The sequence below is a fragment of the Streptomyces sp. NPDC006197 genome (genome assembly GCF_040613865.1).
Taxonomy (GTDB): Bacteria; Actinomycetota; Actinomycetes; order Streptomycetales; family Streptomycetaceae; genus Streptomyces.
The window spans coordinates 23,789-34,246 of sequence record NZ_JBEXSZ010000089.1 but is presented as its reverse complement, the minus strand read 5'-3'; the positions used below and the strand labels follow the sequence as shown (position 1 = coordinate 34,246).

Below are 10,458 nucleotides of genomic sequence, written 5' to 3'. Positions count from 1 at the left end.
CGGTCAGCCCGCTCGCCGTCCTCTGCCAGAACTTCACCGGACAGCCGGGCGAACGGATCACCGTCGAGACCAAGGCCGAAGGCGGCCGGGCGGCTCGACCGCTTCTCACCCGAACTCGTCGCCGTGGAGCGGGTGTTCAGCCAGCACAACGTGCGTACGGTGATGGGCACGGCCCAGGCCAGCGCGGTCGCCATGCTCTGCGCCTCCCGGCGCGGCATCCCCGTCGCCCTGCACACCCCCAGCGAGGTCAAGGCCGCCGTCACCGGCAGCGGCCGCGCCGACAAGGCCCAGGTCGGGGCCATGGTGACCCGGCTGCTCGGGCTCTCCGCCCCGCCCAAGCCGGCCGACGCCGCCGACGCCCTCGCCCTCGCCATCTGCCACATCTGGCGGGCCCCCGCCCAGAACCGTCTGCAGCAGGCCGTCGCCCAGAACCGTCTCCAGCAGGCCGCCGCCCGGCACGCCTCCGCAGTGAAAGGCCGAACCCGATGATCGCCTTCGTCAGCGGCCCCGTCGCCGCCCTCGCCCCCACGACCGCCGTCGTCGAGGTCGGGGGAGTGGGCATGGCCGTCCAGTGCGCCCCGAACACCATCGCCGGCCTGCGCCTCGGTGAGCACGCCCGGCTCGCCACCTCCCTCGTCGTCCGCGAGGACTCCCTCACCCTGTACGGCTTCGCCGACGACGACGAGCGGCAGGTCTTCGAGCTCCTCCAGACCGCCAGCGGCGTCGGCCCCCGCCTCGCCCAGGCCATGCTCGGGGTGCACAGCCCCGACGCGCTGCGCCTCGCCGTCTCCACCGGCGACGAGAAGGCCCTCACCGCCGTCCCCGGCATCGGCAAGAAGGGCGCCCAGAAGCTGCTCCTCGAACTGAAGGACAAGCTCGGCGCCCCCCTGGGCAGCAGCGGCCTGGTCGGCGCCCAGCGCGCCGCCGCCTCCGGCCCCGCGCCGTGGACCGAGCAGCTGTCCGCCGCCCTGATCGGCCTCGGCTACGCGAGCCGCGAGGCCGAGGAGGCCGTCAGCGCCGTCACCCCGCAGGCCGAGGCCGCCCTCGCCGAGACCGGCTCCGCCCCCGTACCGCAGCTGCTCCGCGCCGCCCTGCAGACCCTCAACCGGGCCCGCTGACCTCCCGTACGAAGGAAGACCATCACCGTGAACTGGGACGACGACAGCACCGCCGAGCCGGACGCGCGCATCGTCGGCGCCTCCGCGGAGGGCGACGACCAGGCCGTCGAGGCGGCCCTGCGCCCCAAGGACCTCAGCGAGTTCGTCGGCCAGGAGAAGGTCCGTCAGCAGCTCGACCTGGTCCTCAAGGCCGCCCGGCAGCGCGGCGCCACCGCCGACCACGTGCTGCTCTCCGGCGCCCCCGGCCTCGGCAAGACCACCCTTTCGATGATCATCGCCGCCGAGATGAACGCGCCGATCCGCATCACCTCCGGCCCCGCCATCCAGCACGCCGGCGACCTCGCCGCGATCCTCTCCTCCCTCCAGGAAGGCGAGATCCTCTTCCTCGACGAGATCCACCGCATGTCCCGCCCCGCCGAGGAGATGCTCTACATGGCGATGGAGGACTTCCGCGTCGACGTCATCGTCGGCAAGGGCCCCGGCGCCACCGCCATCCCGCTCGAACTCCCGCCCTTCACCCTGGTCGGCGCCACCACCCGGGCCGGACTCCTGCCGCCCCCGCTGCGCGACCGCTTCGGCTTCACCGCCCACATGGAGTTCTACGACCCGGCCGAGCTCCAGCGCGTGATCCACCGCTCCGCCGGACTCCTCGACGTCGAGATCGACCCCGACGGCGCCGCCGAGATCGCCGGCCGCTCCCGCGGCACGCCCCGCATCGCCAACCGCCTGCTGCGCCGGGTCCGCGACTACGCCCAGGTCAGGGCCGATGGAGTGATCACCCGGGAGATCTCCGAGGCGGCCCTCAGCGTGTACGAGGTGGACAGCCGCGGACTCGACCGGCTCGACCGCGCGGTCCTGGAGGCCCTGCTCAAGCTCTTCGGCGGCGGACCGGTCGGCCTGTCCACCCTCGCGGTCGCCGTGGGGGAGGAGCGCGAGACCGTCGAGGAGGTCGCCGAGCCCTTCCTCGTACGGGAGGGTCTGCTGGCCCGGACGCCCCGCGGTCGGATCGCCACACCGGCGGCGTGGACGCACCTCGGACTCGTTCCGCCGCAGGCAGCGGGCCCGGGCGGCGCGGGGAACGGCGGGGGAACGGGACAACAGGGGCTCTTCGGGGCGTGACGGTGCGGACACTCGCCCGGACCGGAACCAGGGTGCGATGCTGGACGTTGTTCCATCGATGCGGACTCGCCTAGACTCCGCCGATGCCGCCCTTTCTGGTCGGCGCGCCCACCCCCGAAGATCAGGCCGCGGTTTCCCCGCGACCGTGCGAAGGAAACCCGTCCCGTGAGCCTCTCGACTCTCCTTATCTTCCTCGTTCCCCTCGCGGCCATGTTCTTGATGACCCGCTCTGCCAAGAAGAAGCAGCAGGCGGCGGTGCAGATGCGCAACGAGATGCAGCCCGGCACCGGCGTCCGGACGATCGGGGGGATGTACGCCACCGTCAAGGAGATCGGCGACGAGACCGTTCTCCTGGAGGTCGCACCGGGCGTGCACGCGGTCTACGCCAAGAACGCGATCGGCGCGGTCCTCGAGGACTCCGAGTACAACCGGATCGTCCACGGCGACGAGGAGTCGGACGCCGACCCCGTCGTCCCGGACGACGCCTCCTCGCTGACCGAGGCCGCCGAGGACACGCAGACCGTCGAGGACGCGCCGAAGGCCGACCTGACGAAGAAGTCGGACGCGGCCGAGACCGACGCCGAGGGCCAGAAGGACGGCAAGGCCGACGGCGAGACCGACGCGAAGTAGTCGCGGCCGGGGACCGCGCGCACGCCCACCGGCGTGCACGGCCCCCGGAACGGTTCCACGTCTGCGGGGGCAGGTCCCCACACACACTTCGTGGCCGTCTCACGCATACCCGGCGTGAGGCGGTTGGACAGGGAGATACGACAGGTGGCAGCACCGAAGAAGGGCCGAAGGCCGGCGGGGGGACAGAGCCGTCCGGGCCGCGCCCTGGCACTCATCCTGATCGCCATGGTCGCGCTCACCGGCGGGATGTTCTGGTCGGGGCACACCACCCCGCGCCTCGGCATCGACCTCGCCGGCGGCACGTCGATCACGCTCAAGGCGAAGGCCGAGCCCGGCCAGGAGTCGGCGGTCAACGAGACCAACATGAACACGGCGGTCGGCATCATCGAGCGCCGTGTCAACGGTCTGGGTGTCTCCGAGGCCGAGGTTCAGACGCAGGGCGCCGAGAACATCATCGTCAACATCCCTCGCGGGACGAACGAGAAGCAGGCCCGCGAGCAGGTCGGCACCACCGCCCAGCTCTACTTCCGGCCCGTTCTCGCCGTCGCGGCCGCGGCGCCGCAGACGGCGCCGAGCGCCACGCCTTCGGGCAAGCCCTCGGGCTCGCCGAAGCCGTCCTCCTCCGCCTCCTCCGGCGCGACGGTGGGTGAGAAGTCGGCCACCCCGACGGCCACCGCCTCCACGCAGGGCCGTGCGCTCACCGAGGCCCTCAAGGCCCCGAGCCCGACGCCCACCGCGAGCTCCTCCGCGAAGCCGAAGGCCACCGGGACGCCGCAGGCGACCCCGAAGCCCGACCCCGCGACCGCGGCGCTGGAGCAGAAGTTCACCGCCCTGAACTGCCTCGACCCCAAGGCCCGCGCCGCCGCCGGCCAGGGCGTCAAGCCGACCGAGCCCACCGTGGCCTGCGGAAAGAACGCGATCGGCCAGTGGGAGAAGTACCTCCTCGGCCCGGCCGAGGTGGACGGCAAGGACGTCGACGACGCCAAGGGCGTCTTCGACCAGCGGCGCGGCATGTGGATCGTCACCATGGACTTCACGGACAGTGGCTCCAAGAAGTTCCAGTCGATCACCAGCAAGCTGTCGGCGCAGACCGAGCCGCAGAACCAGTTCGCGATCGTCCTGGACGGCGAGGTCGTCTCGGCGCCCTCCGTGCGCCAGACGCTCAGCGCCAGCGCGGAGATCTCCGGTAGCTTCAACCAGCAGTCGGCCCAGGACCTCGGCAACATCCTGTCCTACGGCGCCCTGCCCCTCACGTTCCAGACCCAGAGCGTCGACACCGTCACCGCCGCGCTCGGCGGGGACCAGCTGCAGGCCGGTCTCGTCGCCGGCGCCATCGGCCTCGGCCTGGTCATCATCTACCTGGTCGCCTACTACCGCGGCCTGTCGCTGATCGCCATCCTCAGCCTCGGCGTCTCGGCGCTCCTCACCTACGTGATCATGGCCCTGCTCGGCCCGGCCATCGGCTTCGCGCTGAACCTGCCGGCCGTCTGCGGCGCCATCGTCGCCATCGGCATCACCGCGGACTCGTTCATCGTCTACTTCGAGCGCATCCGCGACGAGCTCCGCGAGGGCCGCACCCTCAAGCCGGCCGTCGAGCGCGCCTGGCCGCGCGCCCGCCGCACGATCCTGGTCTCCGACTTCGTGTCGTTCCTGGCCGCGGCCGTGCTGTTCATCGTCACCGTCGGCAAGGTCCAGGGCTTCGCGTTCACGCTCGGCCTGACCACCCTGCTCGACATCGTCGTGGTGTTCCTCTTCACCAAGCCGGTCATGACGCTGCTCGCCCGGACCAAGTTCTTCGGCAACGGCCACGCCTGGTCCGGCCTGGACCCGAAGCGGCTCGGCGCCAAGCCGCCGCTGCGCCGCACCCGCCGCCCCCACGCCCCCGTCGACACGAAGGAGGCGTGAGATGTCGAAGCTCGGCAATCTCGGCGCCCGGCTCCACCGTGGTGAGGTCGGTTACGACTTCATCGGCAAGCGCAAGGTCTGGTATGGCCTGTCCATCCTGATCACCATCACCGCCATCGTCGCCCTGGCCGTCCGCGGCCTCAACATGGGCATCGAGTTCCAGGGCGGCGCCGTCTTCACCACCCCGAAGACGGACGTCTCCGTCAGCCAGGCCCAGAACTACGCGGAAGAGGCCTCCGGGCACGACGCGATCGTCCAGGAGCTCGGCAGCGGCAAGCTCCGCATCCAGGTCGGCGGCCTCGACACCGCGAAGTCCGACCAGGTCCGCGCGGAACTCGCCAAGGACCTGAACGTCCCCGAGGACAAGATCGCGGCCGAGCTCGTCGGCCCCAGCTGGGGCGAGCAGATCGCCACCAAGGCCTGGACCGGCCTCGGGGTCTTCATGATCCTCGTGGTGATCTACCTGGCCATCGCCTTCGAGTGGAGAATGGCGGTCGCGGCACTCGTCGCCCTCATCCACGACCTCACGATCACGGTGGGCATCTACTCACTGGTGGGCTTCGAGGTCACCGTCGGTACGGTCATCGGTCTGCTGACGATCCTCGGCTACTCGCTGTACGACACCGTCGTCGTCTTCGACTCCCTCAAGGAACAGACGAAGGACATCACGAAGCAGACCCGCTTCACCTACAGCGAGCTGGCCAACCGCTCGATCAACGGCACCCTGGTCCGTTCGATCAACACCACCGTCGTCGCGCTGCTGCCGGTCGCCGGCCTGCTCTTCATCGGTGGCGGCGTCCTCGGCGCCGGCATGCTCAACGACATCTCGCTGTCGCTGTTCGTGGGTCTCGCCGCCGGTGCGTACTCCTCGATCTTCATCGCCACCCCGCTCGTGGCGGATCTCAAGGAGCGCGAGCCGTCGATCAAGGCGCTCAAGAAGCGCATCCTGGCCAAGCGCGCCAGCGCCGCCGCCAAGGGCGAGCCGCTGGACGCGGCGGACGACCAGTCCGCCGAGGCCGCCGTCGTGGGCCCCCGGGCCGGCCGCCGAGGCACCCGGGAGCACCGAGGATGACCGCGGAGGCCCAGGACGTCGCCGAGCTCCTGCTCAGCCGCATCCGTGACGTTCCCGACTACCCGAAGCCGGGCGTGCTGTTCAAGGACATCACGCCGCTGCTCGCGGACCCGGCGGCGTTCACGGCGCTCACCGACGCCCTCGCCGGGCTGTGCTCCGCGCACGGCGCGACGAAGATCGTCGGCCTGGAGGCCCGCGGCTTCATCCTGGCCGCCCCGGTGGCCGTACGCGCGGGCCTGGGCTTCATCCCGGTCCGCAAGGCCGGCAAGCTCCCCGGGGCCACGCTCCGCCAGGCGTACGAGCTGGAGTACGGCACCGCCGAGATCGAGGTGCACGCCGAGGACCTGGCCGCGGGCGACCGCGTCATGGTCATCGACGACGTCCTCGCCACCGGCGGCACGGCCGAGGCCTCCATCGAGCTGATCCGCCGCGCGGGCGCCGAGGTCGCGGGCGTCGCCGTCCTCATGGAACTGGGCTTCCTCCCGGGCCGCGCCCGGCTGGAACCGGCCCTGAACGGCGCGCCGCTCACGGCGCTGATCACGGTCTGACATCGGGGTTCACCCCGATCGGGGCGCTCCGGGGAATCCCCGGGGCGCCCCTCCGCGTTCTCCGGAACGACCCGGTGTCCGTGGCGCTGCCCGCCCGGGAGCCGTCCGAAACCCGGGCGCGTGAGCACGGGCACTCCTGGCTCGATACCATGGCCTTTCCGGGCCTGACCGGGGGACCCGGAACCGCACGAGGAGCGCTCTTGCCAGACGAGGCCCAGTCACTCTCCGCCGCGCAGCCCGACCCGAAGGCCGAAAAGGCCGCGCCGGGGACCGACACGCCCCAGAACAAGCCGGCGGAGACCAGGCCCGCGCCTGCTGCGCCCGCCCCCGCGCCCGCCACCCCCGAGCGGCCCGCGCCCGCCCGCTCCGGCGGCTCGTCCAACCGCGTCCGCGCCCGCCTCGCCCGGCTCGGCGTCCAGCGCTCCTCCCCGTACAACCCGGTCCTCGAACCGCTGCTGCGGATCGTCCGCTCCAACGACCCCAAGATCGAGACGGCGACGCTCCGCCAGATCGAGCGGGCCTACCAGGTCGCCGAGCGCTGGCACCGAGGCCAGAAGCGCAAGAGCGGCGACCCGTACATCACGCACCCGCTCGCCGTCACCACCATCCTCGCCGAGCTCGGCATGGACCCGGCGACCCTGATGGCCGGGCTGCTCCACGACACCGTCGAGGACACCGAGTACGGCCTGGAGGACCTGCGCCGCGACTTCGGCGACCAGGTCACGCTCCTCGTCGACGGCGTCACCAAGCTCGACAAGGTCAGGTTCGGCGAGGCCGCGCAGGCCGAGACCGTCCGCAAGATGGTCGTCGCCATGGCCAAGGACCCGCGCGTCCTGGTCATCAAGCTCGCCGACCGCCTGCACAACATGCGCACCATGCGCTACCTCAAGCGGGAGAAGCAGGAGAAGAAGGCCCGCGAGACCCTCGAGATCTACGCGCCCCTGGCCCACCGCCTGGGCATGAACACCATCAAGTGGGAGCTGGAGGACCTCGCCTTCGCGATCCTCTACCCCAAGATGTACGACGAGATCGTCCGGCTCGTCGCCGAGCGCGCCCCCAAGCGGGACGAGTACCTCGCCATAGTGACCGACGAGGTCCAGGCCGACCTGCGGGCCGCCCGCATCAAGGCCACCGTCACCGGCCGCCCCAAGCACTACTACAGCGTCTACCAGAAGATGATCGTCCGCGGCCGTGACTTCGCGGAGATCTACGACCTGGTCGGCATCCGCGTCCTCGTGGACACCGTCCGCGACTGCTACGCGGCCCTCGGCACCGTCCACGCGCGATGGAACCCGGTCCCCGGCCGGTTCAAGGACTACATCGCGATGCCGAAGTTCAACATGTACCAGTCGCTGCACACGACGGTCATCGGACCCAACGGCAAGCCCGTCGAGCTCCAGATCCGCACCTTCGACATGCACCGGCGTGCCGAGTACGGCATCGCCGCGCACTGGAAGTACAAGCAGGAGGCCGTCGCCGGCGCCTCCAAGGTGCGCACCGACGTGCCGAAGAAGACCGGCAAGGACGACCACCTCAACGACATGGCGTGGCTGCGCCAGCTCCTCGACTGGCAGAAGGAGACCGAGGACCCCGGCGAGTTCCTGGAGTCCCTGCGCTTCGACCTCTCCCGGAACGAGGTCTTCGTCTTCACACCGAAGGGCGACGTCATCGCGCTGCCCGCCGGCGCCACCCCCGTCGACTTCTCGTACGCGGTCCACACCGAGGTCGGCCACCGCACCATAGGGGCGCGGGTCAACGGGCGGCTCGTGCCGCTCGAATCGACCCTCGACAACGGCGACCTGGTCGAGGTCTTCACCTCCAAGGCCGCCGGCGCCGGCCCCTCCCGCGACTGGCTGGGCTTCGTCAAGTCCCCGCGCGCCCGGAACAAGATCCGCGCCTGGTTCTCCAAGGAGCGCCGCGACGAGGCCATCGAGCAGGGCAAGGACGCCATCGCGCGGGCCATGCGCAAGCAGAACCTGCCGATCCAGCGGATCCTGACCGGCGACTCCCTCGTCACCCTCGCCCACGAGATGCGCTACAGCGACATCTCCTCGCTGTACGCGGCGATCGGCGAGGGCCATGTCACCGCCCAGTCCATCGTGCAGAAGCTGGTGCAGGCGCTCGGCGGCGAGGAGGCCGCCACCGAGGACATCGACGAGACCGCCCCGCCGACCCGCGGCCGCTCCAAGCGCCGCTCCAACGCCGACCCCGGCGTCGTCGTCAAGGGCGTCGAGGACGTCTGGGTGAAGCTGGCTCGCTGCTGCACGCCCGTCCCCGGCGACCCGATCATCGGCTTCGTCACCCGCGGCAGCGGCGTATCGGTCCACCGCAACGACTGCGTCAACGTGGAGTCGCTGTCCCGGGAGCCCGAGCGGATCCTGGACGTCGAATGGGCGCCCACCCAGTCCTCGGTCTTCCTCGTCGCCATCCAGGTCGAGGCCCTGGACCGCTCCCGGCTCCTCTCGGACGTCACCCGCGTCCTCTCGGACCAGCACGTCAACATCCTCTCGGCGGCCGTCCAGACCTCCCGCGACCGGGTGGCCACCTCCCGCTTCACCTTCGAGATGGGCGACCCGAAGCACCTCGGCCACGTCCTGAAGGCCGTGCGGGGCGTGGAGGGCGTCTACGACGTCTACCGCGTGACCAGCGCCCGGCGCCCGTAGCAGCGCGTACGAGAAGGGCCCCGGTACCTCGCGCAGGTACCGGGGCCCTTCTCGTACGTACGGCCTCTCAGCCGCCGAACTCCTCCAGGCCCTTCAGGGCCTGGTCGAGCAGGGCCTGACGGCCCTCCAGCTCACGCGCCAGCTTGTCGGCCTTGGCGTCGTTCCCGGCGGCGCGGGCGGCGTCGATCTGCTTGCGCAGCTTCTCGACGGCGTCCTGGAGCTGGCCGGTCAGACCCGCGGCGCGCGCACGCGCCTCCGGGTTCGTCCGGCGCCACTCGGCCTCCTCGGCCTCCTGGATCGCCCGCTCCACCGCGTGCATCCGGCCCTCGACCTTGGGGCGGGCGTCACGCGGGACGTGGCCGATGGCCTCCCAGCGCTCGTTGAGGGAACGGAAGGCCGCACGCGCCGCCTTCAGGTCCGTCACCGGCACCAGCTTCTCGGCCTCGGACGCGAGCTCCTCCTTCAGCTTGAGGTTCTCGGTCTGCTCCGCGTCCCGCTCGGCGAAGACCTCGCCGCGCGCCGCGAAGAAGACGTCCTGGGCGCCGCGGAAGCGGTTCCACAGGTCGTCCTCGTGCTCGCGCTGGGCGCGGCCGGCCGCCTTCCAGTCCGCCATCAGCTCGCGGTAGCGGGCCGCCGTGTTGCCCCAGTCCGTGGAGTTCGACAGCGACTCCGCCTCGGCGACCAGACGCTCCTTCGCCTTGCGGGCGTCCTCGCGCTGGGCGTCCAGCGACGCGAAGTGGGCCTTGCGGCGCTTCGAGAACGCAGAGCGGGCGTGCGAGAAGCGGTGCCACAGCTCGTCGTCGGACTTGCGGTCGAGCCGGGGAAGGCCCTTCCAGGTGTCCACGAGCGCCCGCAGCCGCTCGCCCGCGGAGCGCCACTGCTCGCTCTGGGCCAGCTCCTCGGCCTCGGTGACGAGCTTCTCCTTGGCGGCACGCGCCTCGTCGGTCTGCTTGGCCTTCTGGGCCTTGCGCTCCTCGCGGCGCGAGTCGACCGTCTCGACCAGCTTGTCGAGACGGGTCGCGAGCGCGGCCAGGTCGCCGACGGCGTGGTGCTCGTCGACCTGCTGCCGGATGTGCTCGATCGCGGCGGTGGCGTCCTTCGCCGAGAGGTCGGTGGTCCTCACCCGCTTCTCGAGGAGGCCGATCTCGACAACCAAGCCCTCGTACTTGCGCTCGAAGTAGGCCAGGGCCTCCTCAGGGGTGCCGGCCTGCCACGATCCGACGACCTTCTCGCCCTCGGCCGTCCGCACGTACACGGTGCCCGTCTCGTCGACGCGGCCCCACGGGTCGCTGCTCACAGCGCCTCCTCACCATGATGCCGTCGCGGGGTCGTACCCCCCGGGCATCGTCCACAGTTTCCCGGCGGGCCTCGCCCGCCTTCCGCAGCGCGGCCGACGGCCCACG

At 71.3% G+C, this 10,458-nt stretch carries 9 protein-coding genes and 1 pseudogene; 8 read left to right on the top strand and 2 right to left on the bottom strand.

The annotated features are described in order from the left end of the window. On the bottom strand, positions 1–194 hold a 194-nt coding region (locus ABZ318_RS25305), incomplete at its 3' end, for a hypothetical protein (protein WP_356904757.1). On the opposite strand from ABZ318_RS25305, the pseudogene ABZ318_RS25300 reads away from it, so the two are divergent. The 8 genes and pseudogenes from ABZ318_RS25300 to ABZ318_RS25265 form a co-directional block, all read left to right on the top strand. Then, a pseudogene (locus ABZ318_RS25300) lies at positions 109–489 on the top strand (crossover junction endodeoxyribonuclease RuvC); the annotation flags it as partial. The gene ABZ318_RS25305 and the pseudogene ABZ318_RS25300 sit on opposite strands and share 86 nt — an antisense overlap. Then, the gene (gene ruvA / locus ABZ318_RS25295) at positions 486–1,118 is read left to right on the top strand and encodes a Holliday junction branch migration protein RuvA (RefSeq protein ID WP_356904754.1); all 633 of its coding nucleotides are present in this window, start codon (positions 486–488) and stop codon (positions 1,116–1,118) included. The pseudogene ABZ318_RS25300 and the gene ruvA, both read left to right, overlap by 4 nt. A 27-nt stretch (positions 1,119–1,145) precedes the next feature. After that, positions 1,146–2,237 (top strand): Holliday junction branch migration DNA helicase RuvB, encoded by a 1,092-nt coding sequence (gene ruvB, locus ABZ318_RS25290; protein ID WP_356904753.1) that lies wholly within the window; start codon positions 1,146–1,148, stop codon positions 2,235–2,237. A 165-nt stretch (positions 2,238–2,402) separates the two neighbouring features. Next, positions 2,403–2,867 carry a preprotein translocase subunit YajC gene (gene yajC, locus ABZ318_RS25285; RefSeq protein WP_356904752.1) on the top strand — a complete coding sequence of 155 codons (465 nt, stop codon included), beginning with the start codon at positions 2,403–2,405 and terminating at the stop codon, positions 2,865–2,867. A gap of 144 nt (positions 2,868–3,011) precedes the next feature. Then, positions 3,012–4,772 carry a protein translocase subunit SecD gene (gene secD, locus ABZ318_RS25280; RefSeq protein ID WP_356904751.1) on the top strand — a complete coding sequence of 587 codons (1,761 nt, stop codon included), beginning with the start codon at positions 3,012–3,014 and terminating at the stop codon, positions 4,770–4,772. Position 4,773: 1 nt separating this feature from the next. Continuing rightward, the gene (gene secF, locus ABZ318_RS25275) at positions 4,774–5,844 is read left to right on the top strand and encodes a protein translocase subunit SecF (RefSeq protein ID WP_356904750.1); all 1,071 of its coding nucleotides are present in this window, start codon (positions 4,774–4,776) and stop codon (positions 5,842–5,844) included. Next, positions 5,841–6,392, top strand: a complete 552-nt coding sequence (locus tag ABZ318_RS25270) for an adenine phosphoribosyltransferase (protein WP_356904749.1) — start codon at positions 5,841–5,843, stop codon at positions 6,390–6,392. Before secF ends, ABZ318_RS25270 begins: the two co-directional genes overlap by 4 nt. 200 nt (positions 6,393–6,592) lie before the next feature. After that, on the top strand, positions 6,593–9,055 hold the full coding sequence (locus ABZ318_RS25265; protein WP_356904748.1) for a bifunctional (p)ppGpp synthetase/guanosine-3',5'-bis(diphosphate) 3'-pyrophosphohydrolase: 2,463 nt from the start codon (positions 6,593–6,595) through the stop codon (positions 9,053–9,055). A gap of 67 nt (positions 9,056–9,122) precedes the next feature. Here ABZ318_RS25265 and ABZ318_RS25260 read toward each other — a convergent pair whose 3' ends face one another. After that, on the bottom strand, positions 9,123–10,352 hold the full coding sequence (locus ABZ318_RS25260) for a DUF349 domain-containing protein (protein ID WP_356904747.1): 1,230 nt from the start codon (positions 10,350–10,352) through the stop codon (positions 9,123–9,125). Positions 10,353–10,458 lie beyond the last annotated feature (106 nt).

Excerpts from the sequence above, each read along its gene's own strand:
- ABZ318_RS25270 (WP_356904749.1), top strand. The coding sequence starts at position 5,841 with ATGACCGCGGAGGCCCAGGACGTCGCCGAGCTCCTGCTCAGCCGCATC.
- secF (WP_356904750.1), top strand. The coding sequence starts at position 4,774 with ATGTCGAAGCTCGGCAATCTCGGCGCCCGGCTCCACCGTGGTGAGGTC.
- ruvA (WP_356904754.1), top strand. The coding sequence starts at position 486 with ATGATCGCCTTCGTCAGCGGCCCCGTCGCCGCCCTCGCCCCCACGACC.